This window comes from Micromonospora sp. NPDC049048 (genome assembly GCF_043197615.1).
Classification (GTDB): domain Bacteria; phylum Actinomycetota; class Actinomycetes; order Mycobacteriales; family Micromonosporaceae; genus Micromonospora.
Genome location: NZ_JBICTM010000008.1, coordinates 378,795 through 399,961, shown reverse-complemented (window position 1 = coordinate 399,961; position 21,167 = coordinate 378,795). Strand labels below are relative to the sequence as shown.

The window sequence follows — 21,167 nt, the reverse complement described above, 5'->3', positions numbered from 1 at the left end:
CGACGCGGTGGCGGTCACGTTCGAGGGCACCTCGCTCACCTACCGCGACCTCGACGCACGCGCCAACCAACTCGCCCACCACCTGCGCACGTACGGCGTCGGGCCGGACGCTCTCGTCGCGTTCTGCCTGCGCAGGTCACCCGAGCTGATCGTCGCGCTGGTGGCCGTCGCCCGGGCCGGCGGGGCGTACCTGCCCCTGGACCCGGCCCACCCCGCCGAACGCCTCGGGCACCTGCTGGCCGACGGCGCCCCGGTCGCCGTCCTCACCCACGTCGCCACCCGCACCACCCTCGACGGCCTGACCACCGCACCCCTGGTCGACCTCGACACCGCCGACCTGACCGCACACCCCACCACCAGCCCCGACCCCGGCACCCGACCCGACCACCTCGCCTACGTCATCCACACCTCCGGCTCCACCGGCCGGCCCAAGGGCGTGGCGCAGACCTGGCGGTGCCTGGACAACCTGATCGACTGGCAGCTGCGCTACGCCGCGCCGGGCAGCCCGGCACCACAACGGGTGCTCCAGTTCGCCTCCATCGGCTTCGACGTCTCCGCCCAGGAGATCTGGAGCACCCTCTGCCAGGGCGGCACGCTGGTGCTGATCGGCGAGGAGCGCACCCGCGACCTGGGCCAACTGCGTCACCTCCTCGCCGAACAGGGGGTACGGCGGGCGTTCCTGCCGGCGGCCGTGCTGCACCAGATGGCCGGCCTCACCGGGACTGTCGCCCCGCCCGCTGCCGGCTGCGAGATCGTCACCGCCGGCGAGGCGCTGCGGGTCGACGACGACCTGCGCGCCCTGGTGACCGGCCTGGGCGGCCGGTACCTCTACAACCAGTACGGCCCGACCGAGACGCACGTGGTCAGCCAGTTCGCGCTGGCCACCGCGGCGGCGGCCGACTGGCCGGCGCTGCCACCGATCGGCCGGCCGGTCGCCAACGCCCGCCTCTACGTGCTCGACGAGCGGTGCGAACCGGTGCCGGCCGGCGTGCTCGGCGAGCTCTACATCGGTGGGTCCGGCCTGGCCCGTGGCTACCTCCACCGGCCGGCCGCGACCGCCGAACGGTTCCTGCCCGACCCGTTCGCCGGGCCGGGCGAGCGGATGTACCGCAGCGGCGACCTGGCCCGCCGCCGCGCCGACGGGACCATCGAGTTCGCCGGACGCGCCGACGACCAGGTCAAGGTACGCGGCTTCCGGGTCGAGCCGGGCGAGGTGGAGAACGCCCTGCGGCACGTCCCGGGCGTACGCGAGGCCGCCGTCCTGCTGCGCGAGGACACCCCCGGTGACCCGCACCTGGTCGGCTACCTGGTCGGCGACGTCACCGCCGAGGCGGCCCGCGAGCAACTGCGGCGCCGGCTGCCCGAGCACCTGGTGCCGACCCGCTGGGTGGTGCTGGAGCGGCTGCCGCTGACCGCCAACGGCAAGCTGGACCGGCGGGCCCTGCGCGCGCCGGAGCAGGCCGACGTCGCCACCGCCTACGTCGCGCCGCGCGACGAGCGGGAGGCCCGGATGGCGGCCATCTGGGCCGAGGTGCTGCGCCGCGACCGGGTCGGCGCGCTCGACGACTTCTTCGCGCTGGGCGGCCACTCGCTCCTGGCGACCCGCCTCGTGCACGCCATCAACGAGCGGATGTCGGCGCGGCTGTCGCTGCGTACCCTCTTCCGCAAGCCGGTCCTGGCCGACCTGGCGGCCGAGCTGGCCGGGCCCGACGCCCCCGCCGTCGACGTGCTCCCGCCACTCGTCGCCGACCCCGCCGGTCGACACGAGCCGTTCCCGCTCACCGACATCCAGGAGGCCTACTGGGTGGGGCGCGGGTCCGCCATCGAACTCGGCGGGGTCGGCGCGCACGGCTACAGCGAGCTGCGGCTGCGCGACTTCGACGAGGAGCGGTTCACCCGCGCGCTGCACCGGCTGATCGACCGCCACGACATGCTGCGCGCGGTCTTCCGCGACGGCGTACAGCAGGTCCTGCCGAATGTGCCGCGCTACGCGATGGCCCGACAGGACCTGCGTGGGCTCGACCCGCGGACCGCCGCCACCCGCCTGGCCGAGACCCGCGAGCGGATGTCCCACCAGGTGCTCGACGCCGGCCGCTGGCCGTTGTTCGAGTTCGCGGTGACGCTGCTCGACGGCGAGGCGCGCCTGCACGTCAGCATCGACGCGCTGATCCTCGACGCGGCCAGCGGGCAGATCCTCGAACACGAGCTGGCGGTGCTCTACGCGGACCCGGACGCCGACCTGCCGCCGCTCGCCGTGACCTTCCGCGACTACGTCCTGGCCGAACGGGCCCTGCGGGACACGCCGCGCTACGAGCGGGCCCTCGGCTACTGGCGGGAGCGGGTCGCCACGCTGGCCCCCGCGCCGCAGCTACCGCTGGAACGACAGCCGGAGAGCGTCGAACGGCCGCGCTTCACCCGCTACGACGACGTGGTGCCCGCGGAGCGCTGGAGCCGGCTGAAGGCGGTCGCCGGACGCCACGGGGTCACCCCGTCGGTGCTGCTGGTGACCGCGTTCGCGCAGGTGCTGGCCCGGTGGAGCCGCCAGTCGCGGTTCACGCTGAGCCTGCCACTGTTCAACCGGCTGCCGATGCACCCCGGGATCAACGCGGTGATCGGCGACTTCACCTCGCTGGTGCTGCTGGAGGTCGACGTGGCGGCCGGGGCCGACTTCGCGACCCGGGCCCGTGCCGTGCAGGAGCAGCTCTGGCAGGACATCGACCACTCGGCGGTCAGCGGCGTACGGGTCAACCGCGAACTCGCCCGCGCCCGGGGCACCCGCCACGCGGCCCTGCCCGTCGTCTTCAACAGCACGCTGACCGAATCGGCCCCCGAGGTCGGTGACAGCGGCCTCGCGACGGCGCTCGGCGGCGAGGTCGTGCACGGCATCACCCAGACCCCGCAGGTGTGGATCGACCACACGGTCCTGGAGGCCGGCGGGCGACTGCACGTCAACTGGGACAGCATCGACGAACTCTTCCCTGCCGGCCTCGTCGCCGAGATGTTCGCGGCGTACCGGACGCTGCTCGGGCGGCTGGAGGAGCCGGACGCCTGGCACCGCACGGTGGACGGGCCGCTCGCCCCGCCGGTGCCGGCGACCCCGCCGGCCGATCGAGGGCTCCTGCACGAGCTGGTCGACCGGCAGGCGCTGGCGACCCCCGCCGCGCCCGCCGTGCTCGCCGTGGACCGGCAGCTGGACCACGCGACCGTACGCGCCGAGGCGCGCCGGTTGGCGGGGCGGCTCCAGGACCGGGGCGTCCGCCCCGGACAGCTCGTCGCGGTACTGCTCGACCGGGGCTGGAAGCAGGTCGTCGCCACCCTGGCCGTGCTGCACGCCGGGGGCGCGTACCTGCCGCTCGATCCCGAGTGGCCGGCCGAGCGGGTGGCCCGGGTGCTCCAGCGGGCCGGGGCGGGGCTGGTGCTGGCCGAGTCGGACCGGGTGGCCCTGCCCGAGGGCGTCGAGCGCCTGGTGGTGGACGGGACCAGCGTCGGCGCGGGCGGTCCCGCGCTGCGGCCGGTCGAACGGGCGGAGACCGACCTCGCGTACGTCATCTACACGTCCGGATCGACCGGCACGCCGAAGGGGGTGGCGATCGACCACCGCGGCGCGGTGAACACGCTGCTCGACGTCATCGGGCGCTTCGAGGTCGGGCCGGCCGACCGGGTCCTGGCCGTCAGCACGCTCAGCTTCGACCTCTCCGTCTTCGACATCTTCGGCACGCTCGCGGCCGGCGGGGCGGTCGTGACGCTGGACCCGGAGCTGGCCCGCGACCCGGCCCACTGGTCGGAGGTGGCCCACACCCACCGGGTGAGCGTCTGGAACTCGGTGCCGGCGCTGGCCGGCATGCTGCTCGACCACGCCGACGCCGGTCACCCGCTGCCGGCGTCGCTGCGGCTGGCCATGCTCTCCGGGGACTGGATCCCGCTCACCCTGCCCGACCGGCTGCGCGGGGCGCTGCCCGGGATCCGGGTCGAGAGCCTCGGCGGCGCCACCGAGGCGTCCATCTGGTCCATCCACCACCCGGTCGGCGAGGTCGACCCGGCCTGGCGCAGCATCCCCTACGGCCGGGCCATGGCCCACCAGGGCGTCCACGTGCTGGACGAGGCGCTGCGCCCCCGGCCGACCTGGGCCACCGGCGACCTCTACATCAGCGGCGTCGGGCTGGCGCAGGGCTACTGGCGCGACGAGGCGGCGACGGCGGCCAGCTTCGTCGTCCACCCGGTCACCGGCGAGCGGCTCTACCGCACCGGCGACCTGGGCCGGCTGCGCCCGGACGGCACGATCGAGTTCCTCGGCCGCGAGGACGGCCAGGTCAAGGTGCACGGCTACCGCATCGAGCTGGGCGAGATCGAGGCGGCGTTGGAGGGCCACCCGGGTGTACGCGCCGCCGCGCTGCGGCTGCTCGGCCGGGCGCAGGGCGAGAAGCGGCTGGCCGCGTACGTGGTGCCCGACGGTCCCGCGCCCGAGCCGGCCGCCCTGGTCGCATACCTGGAGGAGCGGCTGCCGGCGTACATGGTGCCGGCGTCGTTCACCGTCCTCGACGCGCTGCCGCTGTCGGCCAACGGCAAGGTCGACCGGGCCCTGCTGCCCGAGCCGAAGCCGTCGGCCGAGCGCCCCGTCGAGGTGCCGGTGCTCACCGACCCGGCCGAGAAGCGGCTGGTGGAGATCGTCACCGAGATCCTCGACCTGCCCGTCGTCGCGCCCGACGCCAACCTGCTGATGCTCGGCGCCACCTCGATCGACGTCGTGCGGATCGCGAACGCCCTCTCCGGCGAGTTGGGCTTCCGGCCGAAGCTGGCCCGGCTGATGCGCCAGCCGACCCTCGCCGACCTGCTGCGGATGTTCCGGGAACACACCGCCGAACGGGCCGTCGTGGCGACCGCGCAGCGGGCCGCCGCCGTGGTCGAGGACCCGGCCGCCCGCGCCGCGTTCACGGCGGACGGGCGGGGCCGGCGCGACTTCGCCCCCGGCACCCCGGCGGTCGCGCTGGCCGCGCCGGCCGACCCGGCGTACGAGGAGCGCTACACCGGCTACCGCTCGCTGCGCCGCTTCACCGCGGACCCGGTGCCGGCCGGGGCGCTCGGCCGGCTGCTGGCCGCCCTCGCCGCGCGGGAGGTCGACGGCCGGGCCAAGTTCCAGTACGGCTCGGCCGGCGGCACCTACGCCGTGCAGACGTACGTCCTGGTCAAGGCGGGACGCGTCGACGGGGTGCCGGGCGGGGCGTACTACCACGACCCGGCGGCGCACCGGCTGTTGGCGCTCGGCCGCGACCGCGAGCTGAGCCCCGACGCCTTCGACTACTTCGTCAACCGCCCGGTCTTCGAGGCCGCCGCGTTCGCGCTCTTCCTGGTGGCGCAGCGCGCGGCCATCGAGCCTCTCTACCAGGAGCAGAGTGCGACCTTCACCGCGATCGAGGCCGGCGCGATGGCCCAACTGCTGACGATGGCCGCCCCCGGGCACGGTCTCGGCCTGTGCGGGATCGGCGCGATGGAGACCGCGCCGCTGGCCGCCCTGTTCGACCTCGAACCCTCGCACCGGCTGGTCTACGCGCTGGTCGGCGGCGGCCGGCCGGGGGCGGACGCACCCACGCCCGACGCCCCGGCCACCGACACCATCACGGTGGAGCTGTGAACGCCTACGAGCTGCTCGACACGCTCAACCGGCACGCGGTCGGGCTGCGGGTCGACGGCGACCGGCTGCGCCTCACGGGCTCCCGCGAGGTCCTCACGGCCGAGCTGCTGGCCGACATCAAGCGGCACAAGGAGGAGCTGGTCGCGATCCTGACCGGCGCCGACGCGGACACGATCCCCCGCCGGCCGCGACCCGACGCACCGGTGCCGGTCGCGTTCGCCCAACGGCAGCTCTGGTTCCTCGACCAGCTCTCCCCCGGCAACCCGTTCTACAACAACCCGGTCGCCTTCGACGTCGTGGGCGCCCTGGACGTGCCGGCGCTGGCCCGCGCCCTGACCGAGGTGGTACGCCGGCACGAGGCGCTGCGTACCGTGTTCACCCCCGTCGACGGGGAGCCCTGCCAGGTGGTGCGGCCGGCCGGGCCGGTCGCCCTGCCGGTCACGGACCTCACCGCGTTGCCCGGCCCGGAGCGGTCCCGCCGCGCCGACGCCGCCGCCGAGGCCGAGGCGCGCGCGCCGTTCGACCTGGCCACCGGTCCGCTGCTGCGCAGCGCCCTGCTCCGGCTCGGCGAGGACGAGCACCGCTGGCTGCTCACCGTGCACCACATGGTGGCCGACGGCTGGTCCGTCGGCATCCTGATCGGCGAGGTCGCCGCGCTCTACGTCGCGTACGCGCGGGGCGAGGCGCCGACGCTGGCCGAGCTGCCGGTGCAGTACCCGGACTACGTCCTGTGGCAGCGCCGGCAGCTCGACGGCGGCGAGTTGGAGCGTCAGCTCGGCTACTGGACGCGGACGCTGGCCGGCGCGCCCGCGTTGCTGTCCCTGCCGACCGACCGGCCCCGGCCGGTGGTGCAGCGCTACCGGGGCGAGACCCACGGCACGACGGTGGACGCGGCGGTGCTGCGGGGCCTGCGGGAGGTGGGCCGGGCCGGCGACGCGACGCTGTTCATGACGCTCATGGCGGCCCTGTCGGTGCTGCTGTGGCGCCACAGCGGGCAGGACGACGTCTGCGTCGGCACCCCGTTCGCCAACCGCAACCACCGCGACGTGGAGGGCCTCATCGGGCACTTCGTGAACACGGTGGTGATCCGCAACCGGCTGGACCCGCAGCAGTCGTTCGCTGCGCTGCTGGCCGACGTCCGCCGGCACCTGCTCGACGCGTACGCCCATCCCGACCTGCCGTTCGAGCAGCTCGTGGACGCGCTCAACCCGGAGCGGCACACCAGCTACTCGCCGCTGTTCCAGGTGATGCTGGTGTTGCAGAACATCCCGCGCGGCCGGCTGGAGCTGCCGGGTCTGGTGCTGCGTCCCTTGTCGAGCGACACCGGCGCGGCGAAGTTCGACCTGTCGGTCGAGGTGATGGAGCAGGCCGACGAGCTGCACGTCATCTTCGAGTACAACACCGACCTCTTCGACGCCGCGACCGTGGCCCGCCTGGCCGGGCACTTCGTCCGCCTGCTCACCCAGGTCGCGGCCGACCCGTCGACGCCGGTCGGCGCGCTGCGGCTGCTCGGCCCCGACGAGCGGCACCGCCTGCTGGTCGAGTGGAACCACACGACGCGCCCGTTCGCCGGCCCGACGGACGTGGTGGCGCGGATCGCGGCGCAGGCGCGGCGGCGCCCCGACGCACCCGCCGTGGTCGACGACGACGAGCGGCTGGACTACGCCACGCTGGAGCGGCGGGCCAACCGGCTGGCGCACGCGCTGATCGCCCGGGGCGTACGCCCCGACCAGGTGGTCGGCCTGCGCGCGCCGCGCTCGGCCGGGCTGGTCGTCGCCATCCTGGGCGTGCTCAAGGCCGGGGCCGCCTACCTGCCGCTGGACCCGACCCTGCCGCCGGAGCGGCTCGCCGGCATGGTCGCCGACGCCGCGCCGGCCCTGGTGCTCGACGAGGGCGACCTGGCCGCCGTCGAGGCCGAGGGGCGCCACGACGGCCCGCCCGGCGTCGTCGTGCACCCCGCCAACCTGGCGTACGTCATCTACACGTCGGGCTCGACCGGCCGGCCCAAGGGCGTCGCGGTCGCGCACGGCGGCGTCGTGAACCTGCTCGACCACTGGGTGTCGCGGCTCGGCGCCGCCGAGGGGGAGGCGGCGGCGCTCTGGTCGAGCGTCGGCTTCGACGTCTCGGTGCAGGAGATCTTCCTGCCGCTGACCACCGGCGGGACGCTGCACCTCGTGCCGGAGGAGTTGCGCGGCGACCCGGCGGCGCTGATGGGCTGGCTGCGCGAGCACCGCGTCGGGCAGGCCTACCTGCCGCCGGCCTTCGTCCGGTGGCTCGACGAGGACCCGGCGGCCCGGCTCGCCGGGTCGGCGCTGCGCCAGCTGCTGGTCGGGGTCGAGCCGCTGCCGGAGCAGGCCCTGCACCGCCTCCAGGAGGCCCTGCCCGGGCTGCGGATCCTCAACGGGTACGGGCCGACCGAGACCACCGTCTACAGCACCGCCTACCTCGACCCGCAGCCGACGGCCCGGCAGTGCCCGATCGGCCGGCCGATCGCCAACACCCGCGTCTACCTGCTCGACGAGCGGCTGGAGCCGGTGCCGGTCGGGGTGACCGGCGAGATCCACATCGGTGGCGCCGGTGTCGCCCGCGGCTACCTGGGCCGGGCGGCGGCGACCGCCGAGCGGTTCGTTCCCGACCCGTTCGTGCCCGGGCAGCGGGTCTACCGCACCGGCGACCTGGCCCGCCTCCTGCCCGACGGGAACATCGAGTACCTCGGCCGCCGCGACGGCCAGGTGAAGATCCGGGGCTTCCGCATCGAGCTGGGCGAGGTCGAGGCCGCGCTGCTGGACCGCCCCGACGTACGCGAGGCGGCGGTGCTGGTCGACTCCGACGCCGCCGGCGAACCGAGGCTGGTGGCCGGCGTCGTCCGGGGCGGGGCGACGCCGTTGCTGGTCAGCGAGTGGCGCGAGGCGCTGTCGCGGCGGCTGCCCGGCTACATGGTCCCGTCGCTCTTCGTGGAGCTGCCGCGGCTGCCGCTGACCGCCAACGGCAAGCTCGACCGCGACGAGGTGCTGCGGCTGGCCCGGGCCGGGGCGCCCTGGCAGGTCAACCTGGCCAGCCCGCGCGACCAGATCGAGCTGACCCTCTACCAGATCTGGAAGCGCCTGCTGCTGCACCCGGAGATCGGCATCAGCGACCGGTTCTTCGACGTGGGCGGCACCTCGATCTCGGCGATCAAGCTGGCCCACGCCATCGGCGAGGCGTTCGGCGAGCCGCTGCCGGTCCACGAGATCATGCTGCACCCGACGATCGAGGCGCTCGGCGGCCGGCTGCGGCGCGGCACGTCCGGCCGGCCACCGAGCAACCTGATCGAGTTCCGGGCGGGCGACGGCGCGGGCCGGGTCATCTGCGTGCATCCGGCCGGCGGGACCGCGTTCTGCTACCTGTCGCTGGCCAAGGCGCTGCCGGAGTCCCTCGGCGTGTACGGGATCCAGTCGCCGGGGGTGAACCCGGGCGAGCAGTTCCTGCCCACGGTCGAGGCGATGGCCGAGGCGTACCTGGAGCAGGTCGGGCACCTGCTGGACGGGCCGGTGGTGCTGACCGGACTCTCCTACGGCGGTCTGGTCGCGTACGAGATGGGACGCCGGCTGGCCCTCGCCGGGCATCCCGGGCTGAGCGTGGTCCTGCTGGACACTCTGGGCACGGACGACCCGGCCCACCGGGGCGCGATCGAGCCGGTGGACATGGCCGAGTTCCGCGACAAGCTCGTCAAGTTCAACGGGATGTATCCCGGCATCGACGACGAGCAGATCGACCAGTACCACCGTGTCTACAACCACAACCGGTCGACCATGCGCGACTACGCGACCCCCGCGTCACCGGCCCGACTGGTGCTGTTGCAGGCCACCGCCGGGCGGGACGAGGCGTTCCTGCACGAGGTGCGCGCCTTCTGGCGTCGGCGCGGCGACGCCGACTTCCTGCTGGAGCAGGTGCACTGCGACCACTGGGACATCCTGGAGAGCGCGGTGGTGCAGCGGGTCGCCACGCTGCTGCGCGGCGAGGTGGACCGCATCCGCGACGCCCGCGCGACGACGCCGGCCGTACGGGAGGTGTGATGGCGCACGGTCCCAGCCTCGCCGCCGAGGTGCTCGCGCAGGCCCGCCGTACCCCCGACGCGGTCGCGGTGGCCGAGGGCGACCGGCGCCTGAGCTACGTCGAGCTGGACGCCGCCAGCGCCGCCGTCGCCCGGTCCCTGCGCCGGGCCGGAGCCCGCCCGGGGCAGGCGGTCGCGGTGCACCTGCCCCGCGGCTGGCGGCTGGTCTGCGTCATGCTCGGCATCCTGCGGCTCGGCGCGACGGTGGTGCCGCTGGACCGGCAGAGCCCGCCCGGGCGGCGGGACCACATGCTGCGCGACTCGGGCGCCGTGGCGGTGGTCCACGGCCCGGACGCGCCCGACGACCTGCCCGACGGGATCCGGCCGCTGGCGGCGACGGCGCTGCTGGCGGCGGACCCGCCCGGCAGTCGTCGCCGGCGACCGGCCGACGAGCGGCAGGGACGGCAGGACGAAGCGGCGGCGCGGGACGACCAGCCGGCGCCTGAGGCCGCGCCCGCGCCGGCCTCGTTCGTCTTCTACACCTCGGGCACCACCGGCCGGCCCAAGGGCGTGCAGGTGCACGACGCGGGGATCCTGCGGCTGGCCCGGCCCGGCTACCTCACGCTGACCCCGGCGGCCCGCTACGCGAGCCTCGCCAACCCGGCGTTCGACGCGATCAGCTTCGAGGTCTGGGTGCCGCTGCTGACCGGCGGCTGCTGCGTCGTCCTGGACGACGAGACGGTGGCGACGCCGCACCTGCTCGACGCCGCGCTGCGCCGGGAGCGGATCGACACGCTCTTCATCACGGTGGCGCTGTTCAACGCGGTGGTCGACGAGGTGCCGCACTGCTTCGCCGACGTGGGCCAGGTGCTGGTCGGCGGCGAGCAGCTCAACGCCCGGCTGATCCGCCGCTGGTACCGCGACAACCCCGCCAGCCGCACCCGGCTGCACAACGTGTACGGGCCCACCGAGGCGACCACGTTCGCCCTGTGCCATCCGGTCCCCCGTGACTTCGACGCGGAGGTGGTGCCGATCGGCCGGGTGCTGCCGGGCACCGACGCACACCTGGTGGTCGACGGCGTCCGCCTCGCCGCACCGGGTGAGGTCGCCGAGCTGTACCTCGGCGGCGAGGCGCTGGCGTCCGGCTACCGGAACCTGCCCGAGGAGACCGCCGCCCGCTTCGTGCGGCTGCCCTGGCTGGACGGCTCCGCCGGTCGCCACTACCGCACCGGCGACCTGGTGCGCGCCGATGCCGCCGGGCGCATCGAGTACGTCGGCCGGGTCGACCGGCAGGTCAAGGTCCGGGGCTTCCGGGTCGAGCCGGGCGAGGTGGAGCGGCAGATCCTCGCCCACCCGGGGGTCCGTCAGGCGTACGTGTGCACCCGGCGGGACCCCGCGCACGGCACGAACGAACTGCTCGCGTACCTCGTGACGGTTCCCGACCTCTCGTTCGCGGAGTTCGACCGGCACCTCGGCGCCACCCTGCCGCCGTACCTGCGCCCGCACCGGATCCACCGGGTCGAGGCGCTGCCGTTGACCGCGAACGGCAAGGTGGACTCGGCCGCGCTGCTGGCGCGCGACGCCCCGCCCTGGCGCGACGGGCGCGACGGGCGCGACGGGCGCGACGGGCGCGACGGGCGCGACGGCGATCCTGCCGGCGAACCCGGCACGGCGTGGCAGCGCGCGGTGCTCACGCTGGCCGGCGAGGTGCTGGGCGTGCCCGACCTGCGACCGGACGACAGGTGGATCGCCAGCGGCGGGGATTCACTCAAGGCGCTGCGGCTGCGCTTCGCGATCCAGCGGCGCTGGGGCGTCGAGGTGCCGCAGGCCGTGGTGCTGGGCGGCGACCTCGCCGAGCTGGCCGCCGCGATCGAGACGGCCCGCACCACGACCGGCTCGCCGTACCCGGTGCCGGCTCCCCCGGCCGGCGCCCCGTGGGCACCGGCCACCTCGGAGCAGCAGCGGCTCTGGCTGTTGCAGCAACGCTCGCCGGCGTCCACCGCCTACCACGTGGGGCTCGCCTTCGAGCTGCGCGGCCGGGTCGACGTCGCCGCGCTGCGGCAGGCGCTGCGCCGGGTGGTGGCACGTCACCCGGCCCTGCGGACCGCCTTCCGGGCCGCGCCCGAGGGGCTGCGGCAGGAGGTGGGCGAGCCCTACGACCCGTGGCGCGAGCCGGGCGACGGCGGTATGGCCGCACGGCGCGAACCGGACGACAGCGCCGGCGACATTGCCGCACGGCGCGAGCCGGGCGACGGCGACGGTGACGCGGCCGGGTGGCGCGAGCGGGCCCGCGCCCTCTTCGCCGCCCCCTTCGACCTCGGGCAGCCGCGCATGCTGCGGGCGTACTGGCTGGCCCGTGCCGACGGCGGGGTGCTGCTGCTGCACCTGCACCACATCGCCGTCGACGGCTGGTCGCTCGACGTGCTGTTCCGCGACCTGTCGGCCGCGTACGCGGCGGCGCTGGACGGCACCACCACCGACGGGGACGAGGACGGGAACGTCCCCACCCCGCTGGACTACGCCCGCTGGCAGGCCGACTGGTTCGCCCACCCCGCCTACCGGGCGCAGCGCGACGCCCTGTGCGCGCACTACGCGACGGTGGCGGAGGTCGCCGCGCCGTTGCGCCCGCTCCGGCAGCGCGGCGGCGGTGGGGACCACCTGCTGCGGACCACGATCGACCCGGCGCGCCGCCGCGCGCTCGACCGGCTCGGCGCCGAGCTGGGACTGACCCGCTTCCCGCTGCTGCTGACGCTCTTCGGCTGGGCGGTGCACGGGGTGACCGGCCGCACCCATCCGCGCGTCGCCAGCCCGGTGGCGAACCGGCCCGTACGCGCCTTCGAGGCCAGCGTCGGCATGTTCGCCAACACGGTGCTGCTGCCTTTGGCGCTGGCCCCCGAGGAGGAACTGCGCGCACAGTTGCGGCGGCAGGCCACCGCCGTACGCGCGGTGCTCGACGCCCAGGACGTGGCGCTCGCACACGCCGTCGCCGACCACGACTTCGGCGCCGACGCGCCGCTGTTCGACTTCCTCTTCGTCCTCGACAACACCGACTTCTCCGCGTTGACGCTGCCCGGCTGCGCGTCCCGGCCGGTCTGGCTGGCACCGACCGACGCCAAGTGCCCGCTCACCCTCTCGGTCGTCGAGCACGAAGCGGGCTTCGACTGCCTCTGGGAGTACGCCGACGAGCACTTCGACGCCGCCGACGTGGCCGCGGCGGCCGAGCTGTTCCGGCGCGGCCTGGACGCGTTGACCGGCACCGGCACGAGCACCCTGGCCGAGCTGGTGCGGCCCTACCGCAGCGGCCTGCCCGAGCCCGGCCGGGGCCCGCGTACCCCGTTGGACGGCCCCACCATGGCCGAGGCCTTCGCCCGGCAGGCAGGGACGCAGCCGACCGCGACCGCGCTGGTCGCGGGCGACCGCCGGCTCAGCTACGGCGACCTCGACGCGTACGCCTCGGCGCTCGCCGGCGAGCTCTCGCGGCAGCATCCGGTGTCGGGCGACGGCCGGCACCGCGTCGCCCTGTTCTTCGAGCCGTCGGTGGAGCACGTGGTGGCGCTGCTGGCGGCGGCCCGGCTCAACCTCACCGTCGTGCCGCTCGACCGGGCCTACCCGCCGACGCTGCTGCGCCAGGTCCTGGGCCAGGTCGATCCGCTCTGCGTGCTGCTGGCACCCGGCGACGAGCCCGCCCTCGACGCGATCGACGACGGCCGGCTCCCCCGCCATCCGGTGCTTCTGTCCCGGGCGGGCACGCCCGTCGCACCGTCGTACGCCGGCCGCCCCCTGTACACGCTCTTCACGTCGGGCTCGACCGGCACGCCCAAGGGGGTCCAGGTCGGCGACGCCCTGCTGGGCAACCTGCTGCGCTGGCAGAGCGAGGCCGGCGGCCTGGCGGGCGCGGCGGCGACCCTGCAGTTCTCCATGCTCTCCTTCGACGTCTCCTTCCAGGAGATCTTCGGCACGCTCTGCGGCGGCGGGGCCCTGCACCTTCCCCGCCCCGGGCTCCGGCAGGACATGCCGGCCCTGCTGGAACACCTCGACGCCGCCGGCATCGAGCGGATCTTCCTGCCGTACGTCGCCCTGCAACTCCTGGCCGAACACGGCGTACGCCTCGGCCGGTACCCGTCGCGGCTGCGGGAGGTCGTCACCGCCGGCGAGCAGCTGATCTGCACCGACAGCATCCGCCGCTGGTTCGCCGGGCTGCCCGGCGCGCGCCTGTTCAACCACTACGGGCCGACCGAGACGCACGTGGTCAGCAGCCTCTGCCTCGACGGCGACCCCGCCACCTGGCCGGCCCGTCCCGCCATCGGCCGGCCCGTCGCCAACAGCTGGCTGCGGGTCGTGGACTCGGCCGACGAGGTGGTGCCGCCGGATTGCCCCGGGCAGCTGCTGATCGGCGGCGAGCTGGTGGCGCCCTGCTACCTGGACGATCCCGCGCTCGACCGGGCCCGCTTCGTCGAGCTGCCCGGCCTCGGCTGGTTCTTCCGCAGCGGCGACCGGACCCGCTTCGACCGGGACGGGCTGCTGCACTACCTCGGCCGCGACGACCAGCAGGTGAAGGTCAGCGGTCACCGGCTGGAGCTGGGCCAGGTCGAGGCGGCACTGCTGACGCACCCGGCGGTCGTCAACGCGGTGGTGGTCCGCGACGCCGGCCACCTGGTCGCCTGCCTTGAGTTCCGGGCCGATCCGCCGGCCGCGGCGGAGCTGCACGCCCACCTCGCGGGGATCCTGCCCGCGTACGTGCGGGTGGACCGGTTCCGGCGGCTGGCGGAGCTGCCGCGTACCGCCAGCGGGAAGCTGGACCGCCGCCGCGCGTCGACCGCGCCGGGCGAGGAGCTGCGGCCGGGAGGCGCCGCGCCCGCGCCGGTCATGTCGGCCCTGGAGTCGCGGCTGGCCGGGCTCTTCGCCGAGGTCGTCGGCAGACCGGTCGAACCCGATCGACGCTTCTTCGACCAGGGCGCCGGCAGCCTGGACCTGATGCGCTTCCACCTGCGCTGTGCCGCCGAGGGGCTGCCACTGAGCATCCCCGACCTCTTCGAGCACGTCACCATCCGCCGCCTCGCCCGGTTCCTCACCGCGCAGCGGGCCGACGCCGGCGGGCCCGCGTCGCACCCCCCGTCGACGCCGCCGGCCCAGAAACCGGCCCGCCGGGCGTCCGGGGTGGTCGCGACCGTACGGGACGAGGCCGCCGCGGGCCCGGCGGACGAGCCGGTCGCCGTGGTGGGGATGGCCGTCCGGCTGCCCGGCGCCGACGACCTGGCCTCCTTCTGGGCGATGGTGGAAGCCGGCGGCCGGGGCATCGAGCACTTCGACGCGGCCGACGGCCTGGTCGGCGCCCGCAGCCAGCTCGCCGGGCCGCTCGGCTTCGACCCGGGGCACTTCGGCATCAGCCCGCAGGAGGCGCGGCTGATGGATCCGCAGCAGCGGCACCTGTTGATGAGCTGCGTCCAGGCGTTGGCGCACGCCGGCATCGCCGATCCCGCCGTACGCCGGGTGGGCCTGCTCGCCAGCTGCGGTGAGAACACCTACTTCCAGACGATGCTGCGCGACGCCGATCCGGCGCGGCTGCCGGACCCCTTCCAGCTGGCGCTGCACCACGAGAAGGACTTCCTGGCCACGAAGGTCGCCTACCACCTGCGCCTGACCGGGCCGGCGTTCACCGTGCAGGCCGCCTGCGCCAGCTCGCTGGTGGCGGTGCACGTCGCGGCCGGGTTGCTGCGGCAGGGCGACAGCGACGTGATGCTGGTCGGCGGCGTGCTGGTGGACCCGCTGCTCACCGCCGGCTACCGCTACCAGCCGCAGCACATCTTCTCCCCGGACGGGCACTGCCGGCCGTTCAGCGACGACGCCGGCGGCACCGTGGGTGCCAGCGGGGTCGGCGTGGTGGTGCTCAAGCCCCTGCGGCTGGCCCGCCGCGACGGCGACACCGTCTACGCGGTGGTCACCGGCTCGGCCGTCAACAACGACGGCGCGGAGAAGCTCGGCTTCGCCGCGCCCTCGGTGGCCGGCCAGCGTGAGGTGATCCGCGCCGCGCTGCGCCGCAGTGGGCACGTCGCCCGCGACCTGGGCTACGTGGAGGCGCACGGCACCGGCACGGAACTGGGCGACCCCGTGGAGGTGGCGGCGCTGCGCCAGGCGTACGACCTCAGCGAGTCCGGTCGTACCGCGCTGGCCTCGGTGAAGAGCCAGATCGGTCACCTCGGCGCGGCGGCGGGGGTCGTCGGCCTGGTCCGCGCCGTGCTGGCCGTGCACCACGGGCGGATCCCGCCGAACGTCGACTTCCGCCGCCTCAATCCACGGCTGGGCCCGGATCCCACCCCGTTCCACATCCCCACGGAGTCCGGGCCCTGGCCGGCCGATCGGCCACGGGTCGCGGCGGTGAGCAGCTTCGGCATCGGCGGCACCAACGCCCACCTGGTCTGCGAGGCGGCCGAGCCGGTCGACACCGGCTCGGCGGCCCCGCCGGGTCCCGGCGTACCGGTGGTGGTGCTCGCCAGCGGCAGCGCGGCCGGCCTGCGTGCCGACGCCGAACGCATCGCCGACTACCTGGCGGCCCGGCCCGACAGCTACCACCGGGTGCTGCGCCACCTGCAGGCCGGCCGTACGCCGGGCCGCTGGCGGGCGGCGGCCGTCTGCGCCGACGTGGCCGCCGCCGTGGCCTGGCTGCGCACCGCGACCGCCGTCGAGGTCGCCCCGGTCGAGGCGGCCCCCGTCGAGGCGGTCCCGGTCGAGGTGGCATCCGCCGAAGCGGTCCCGGTCGAGGTGGCATCCGCCGAGGCGGGACCCGTCGCGGTCGCCGGCCCGGCCGGTACGCCGTCGGCGACCGAACTCGCCACCGCCTGGCTGGCCGGCCGACCGGTCCGGTGGCCGGCCGGGCCGGCCCAGCCGCCCTGGGACTTTCCCCCGCCGGCGTTCGCGCTCGTCGACCACGAGTTCGTCCGCGCCGCCCCGCCGACCGGAACGACCGCGCCGACGGTGCTGACCGGGACGGGCCTGCCCGCCGGGACGACTGTGCCGACCGGCGTCCCGCCGGCCACGACAACCGTGCTGCCCGGTGCTCCCCTGCCAGCCGGCACGACATCCGTCGCCGGGACGGGATCGTCCGGGCCGGATACATCGCCGGCCGGGGCCGGGCCGGGCGGTCAGCCGTGGCCGGCCCGGCTGCCCGAGGCCGAGTGGTTGCACCAGCCGCACTGGGTGCGCTGGCGGTACGCGGGGAGCGAGGCCGACGTCCGCCGTCCGGAGACGCTCGTGATCATGGTCGCGGAGCCGCCGGCACCGGCCGCGCTGCGCGCCTTCGCGGCGTCGTACGCCCGGGTGGTGGCCGTGGTCGCCGCCGATGGCTTCGCCCGGCTCGGGCCGGACAGCTACACCGTCGACCCGGCCGACCCCGACTCGCTGCGCCAACTGCTCGCCGCGCTGACCGACTCCGACGCCACCCCGCCGGCCGCCGCCGGACAGAGCGGCGCGGAACCGTGCGCCGTCGGACAGGACGACGTTCGGCAGGGCGACGCGGGACAGTGCGGCGTCGGGCAGGGCGACGCCGGGGAGGGCGACGCCAGACACGGCGACGCGGGACACGGCGACGCCGGGCAGGGCGGCGTCGAGTGGCTGCACGCGCTGCCCCTGGCCGTCGACGGACCGGTCGGCGCGGACGCGCTGGCTGACGCGTACCGGGCCTGCGTCGACACTCCGGCGGCGCTGCTGGCGGCCCTCGCCGCGCTGCCCCGCCGGCCCCGGCTGCGCGCCTGGTGGCTGTCGCGACAGGCGCAACCCGTGGACGGCGACGTACGCCGGCCCGAGCTGGGACTGCTCGCCGGGGTGTGCGAGGTCGCTCCCCAGGAGAGCGACGTCGAGAGCCACTGGCTGGACCTGCCGGGCCCCGATCCGGCGGAGTGGGGGCCGGCGCTCGCGGCGCTGCTGACGGAGCCGGCACCGCCACCCCGGCGACTCGCGCTGCGCGGGGACTACTGGTGGGAGCAGGCGCTGCTGCCGGTCCGCCCGCCGGCCGTACCGGCCACGCGTGCGCTGCCGGCCGGACCGGCCGTGTACGTGGTGCTGGGCGGCACCGGTGGCATCGGACGCAGCATCGCGGCCTGGCTGCTGGGGCAGGGCGACTGCCGGGTGGTCCTGCTGGCCCGGCGCGGGCCGCTGCCGGCCGACCTGGCGCCGTGGGCCGATCGCGTCGACCTCGTCGAGGCGGACCTGGCCGAGACCGGTGCCGAGCAGTTGCTGGCCCGGCTCGACGTCGGACGGGTCGACGGCGTGGTGCACGCGGCGGGAATCGCGGCCGGCGGGCTGACCAGTCGGCGGGACGCGGCCGCGATGCGGCGGGCCACGGCCGCCAGGAGCCACGGCGCGCTGCTCGTGGAGCGGCTGGTCGCCCGGCACCGGCCGGCGTTCGTCGTCTACTGCTCGTCGATGTCGGCGCAGCTCGGCGGCATCGGTCAGCTCGACTACGCCGCCACCAACGGCCTGCTGGACGCCTTCGCCCGGCACCGGGCGGGCGGGACCGACACCACGTTGCGGATCTCGATCGGGTGGGACGTCTGGAACGAGGTGGGCCTGGCCCGCGACGCCCTGCCCACCGACGCCCGGCACCGGGCGCACCTGGCGGTCGGCCTCGGAGTGGACGACGGGCACCGGATCTTCGCCCAGGCCCTGCGGCTGCGCCTGCCGCACCTGCTCGTCTGCACCACCGCGCTGGACCGGGCACGGGAGTTCTACGCGCCGCCGGCCCCGACGCCCGCCGTGCCGCTCAGCGGCGACGGGTCGCCCGCGGCGGGTCGGCCCCGGTCGGCCGCCGAGGAGGTGGGCGGTTGGCTGCGGGGCTGGCTGGGCGTCGACGCGCTCGACCCGGCCGCGTCCCTGTACGACCTGGGGGCCGACTCGCTGCTGCTGCTGGACCTGATCGACCGGGTCAAGGAGCACTTCGGCGTGAGCCTCAGCCTGTCCCAGCTGAGCCACCGGGTGAGCCTGACCGAGGTGCTGGGGCTCCTGGGCGAGCCGGTGCGTGCCACCGGCGCGCAGGAGCCGGCCGTGACGGTGCAGGTGTGGCAGGCGGGCCGTGGGCGTACGGTGCTCTGCCTGGTCCACCCGGTCGGCGGCGACGTCCAGGCGTACCGCTCGCTGGTGTCGGCGCTCGACCCGGAACTGACGGTCTGCGTCATCGCCGATCCGGCGCTGGCCCACCCCGAGGCGCCGACCTGGTCGCTGGCGGAGCGGGCCGCGCGCTACCACGCCGCGCTGCGGGACCGCTTCCCCCGCGACAACTGGCGCTGGCGGCTCGGCGGGTGGTCGTTCGGCGCCTGGGTGGCGCTCGGGATGGCGGCCGAGGCCGAGGCGGCCGGTCAACCGGCGGACGGGCTCTACCTGCTCGACCCGCCGCCGCCGGACGCCGCCCCGGCCTTCCGCCAGTACGACGAGGAGCGCCTCGCCGCGCTCTTCGCCCACGAGTTGGGGGCCGCGTCCGGCGCGGGCACCCCGGCGGCGGCGTACGCGGACGCGCTGGCGCGCTGCTGCCGGGCCAACCTGGCGAGCATGGCGCAGCACACCCTGCCCCGGTTGGCCGGGACACCCGGGCGGATCTGGCTGGCGGGCCGCCCGACGGCCGGCCTGCCGGCGCTCGGCGCCCCGCGGCAGCAGGCCGGGCAGTGGCGGACGCACCTGGCCGGGTGCGCGTGGCACGTCGTGGACACCACCCACTACGGCATCGTCGAGGCGCCGCACGTACGGGCGGTGGCCGAGGCGATCGACGGGGCGGAGCCGGCCGATGGCCCGGAGGTGGCGCGATGAACCCGTACCAGTCGTTGCCGGCGCGGTCGTTCTGGCGCAGCGCGGTGGCCGAGCCGGAGATGCTCGCCATCGGCGACGTGTGGACGCCGAAGTTCGTCATCGACCCGGACGACCCGATCCTCACGGCCGGGTCCTGTTTCGCCCGGCACCTCGGCCCCGCCCTGCGCGACGAGGGCATGAACTGGTGCGAGGCGGAGCTGCCACCGCCGGGGCTGACCGAGGCCGACCGCCGGGCCCGCCACTACGGCGCGTTCTCCTTCCGCACCGGCACCATCTACACGGCCGCCACGCTGCGGCAGTGGCTGGGCTGGGCGTTGGCGGGCGACGCCGGCCCCGACGAGGTCTGGCGCGACGGCGACAGGTACTTCGACCCGTACCGCCCGTCGGTCGAACCGGACGGCTACGACTCGCCGGAGGCGACCCTGGCGGCCCGCCGGTCGACCCTGGCCGCGATCCGGGGTGCGGTCGCCGGGGCGGGCTGTCTCATCTTCACCCTCGGCCTGACCGAGGCCTGGCGGGACCTGGTCACCGGCACCGTCCTGCCGGTCTGTCCGGGCACCGTCCGGGGCACCTTCGACGCCGGGCGGCACGTCTTCCACAACTTCACGGTCGCCGAGGTGCACCGGGACCTCGCCGCCGCCGTCGGGCTGCTGCGCGCCGCCAACCCCCGGCTGACCGTCCTGCTGACCGTGTCACCGGTGCCGCTCACCGCGACGGCGACGGGGGCGCACGCGCTGACCGCCACCGGGTACTCCAAGGCGGTGCTGCGCGCGGCGGCGGGCCAGCTGGCCCAGGAGCACGAGCAAGTCGACTACTTCCCCTCGTACGAGCTGATCACCGGCTTCCCGTTCCGGGGGGCCTTCTACGCGCCGAACCTGCGCGACGTGACGCCGGACGGGGTCGCCTTCGTCATGCGCCACTTCTTCGACGCCCTCGACGGCGACCGGTCGGCGGGTCCGGCCGCCACGGCGTCCGACGTTCGCGCCGACGACGGAGGTGACCTCTACTGTGACGACGCCGTCCTCGACCGCTACCGCGCCGGCTAGGTTCCTGCTGCTGGGCGACTCGCACGCCGGGCCCGTCGCACGCGCGGCGACGGCGGCCAAGCTGCCCTTCGTCGGCGGGCCGATCGGTTCGGGGCGCGACTTCAACGTCGGCTTCTTCGACGTACGCGACGAAGGCCTGGTGTTCCGCGACGCCGCCGCGCAGGAACGCTACCGGGGCTTCCTGGGCGAGCTGGGCGTGCCCGACATCGGCCAGCTCGCCGTCCCGCTGGTCTCGACGTTCGGGCTCAGCGCCCACTTCTTCGCCACCACCGAGAACTGGCGGATCTACCGGGCGGGCGACGGGAGCTTCCCGGCGGGCTTCCTCGCGGGCGGGCTCTTCGACGACATCGTGCGCGCCATGGCCCGCGACGCGCTGGGCTTCTACCGCCACGCCGTCGACCTGGGGCTGCGCGTCCTCGCGGTGCTGCCGCCGCAACGGGTGCCGGGCATGTCCGACCCGCTGGTCTTCATGGCGGCCCAGGAGACGATCCGCCGCGCGCTCGTCGCCACCGGCGTGGAGATCGTGGACCTGCGGGCCCGGGTCACCGACGGCTCGGGCCGGCAGCGGGCCGCGTTCTGCGAGCCGGACGACCCCATCCACGGCAACCTCGCCTTCGGTCGGCTGATCGTGGCCGACCTGCTGGCCCGGGGACTGTGACACGGAATC

At 75.6% G+C, this 21,167-nt stretch carries 5 protein-coding genes; all 5 read left to right on the top strand.

Annotated features, from left to right (window positions below):
- The first annotated feature begins 7 nt into the window (after positions 1 to 7).
- From ACGFIG_RS25225 to ACGFIG_RS25205, 5 genes are read left to right on the top strand one after another with little or no spacing between them, the layout of a single operon-like run.
- Entirely contained in the window at positions 8 to 5,629 is a 5,622-nt protein-coding gene (locus tag ACGFIG_RS25225; RefSeq protein ID WP_393006839.1) for an amino acid adenylation domain-containing protein, read from the top strand.
- Positions 5,626 to 9,684: an amino acid adenylation domain-containing protein gene (locus tag ACGFIG_RS25220; protein WP_393006837.1), complete on the top strand. Its 4,059-nt coding sequence runs from the start codon at positions 5,626 to 5,628 to the stop codon at positions 9,682 to 9,684. Before ACGFIG_RS25225 ends, ACGFIG_RS25220 begins: the two co-directional genes overlap by 4 nt.
- Entirely contained in the window at positions 9,684 to 19,454 is a 9,771-nt protein-coding gene (locus ACGFIG_RS25215; protein ID WP_393006835.1) for an amino acid adenylation domain-containing protein, read from the top strand. Before ACGFIG_RS25220 ends, ACGFIG_RS25215 begins: the two co-directional genes overlap by 1 nt.
- The gene (locus ACGFIG_RS25210) at positions 19,451 to 20,500 is read left to right on the top strand and encodes a GSCFA domain-containing protein (protein WP_393006833.1); all 1,050 of its coding nucleotides are present in this window, start codon (positions 19,451 to 19,453) and stop codon (positions 20,498 to 20,500) included. The genes ACGFIG_RS25215 and ACGFIG_RS25210 overlap by 4 nt, the downstream gene beginning before the upstream one ends.
- Positions 20,463 to 21,158: a hypothetical protein gene (locus ACGFIG_RS25205; RefSeq protein ID WP_393006831.1), complete on the top strand. Its 696-nt coding sequence runs from the start codon at positions 20,463 to 20,465 to the stop codon at positions 21,156 to 21,158. Before ACGFIG_RS25210 ends, ACGFIG_RS25205 begins: the two co-directional genes overlap by 38 nt.
- Positions 21,159 to 21,167 lie beyond the last annotated feature (9 nt).

Coding starts and splice junctions, on each gene's coding strand:
- ACGFIG_RS25215 (WP_393006835.1), top strand. CDS start 9,684: ATGGCGCACGGTCCCAGCCTCGCCGCCGAGGTGCTCGCGCAGGCCCGC.
- ACGFIG_RS25210 (WP_393006833.1), top strand. CDS start 19,451: ATGAACCCGTACCAGTCGTTGCCGGCGCGGTCGTTCTGGCGCAGCGCG.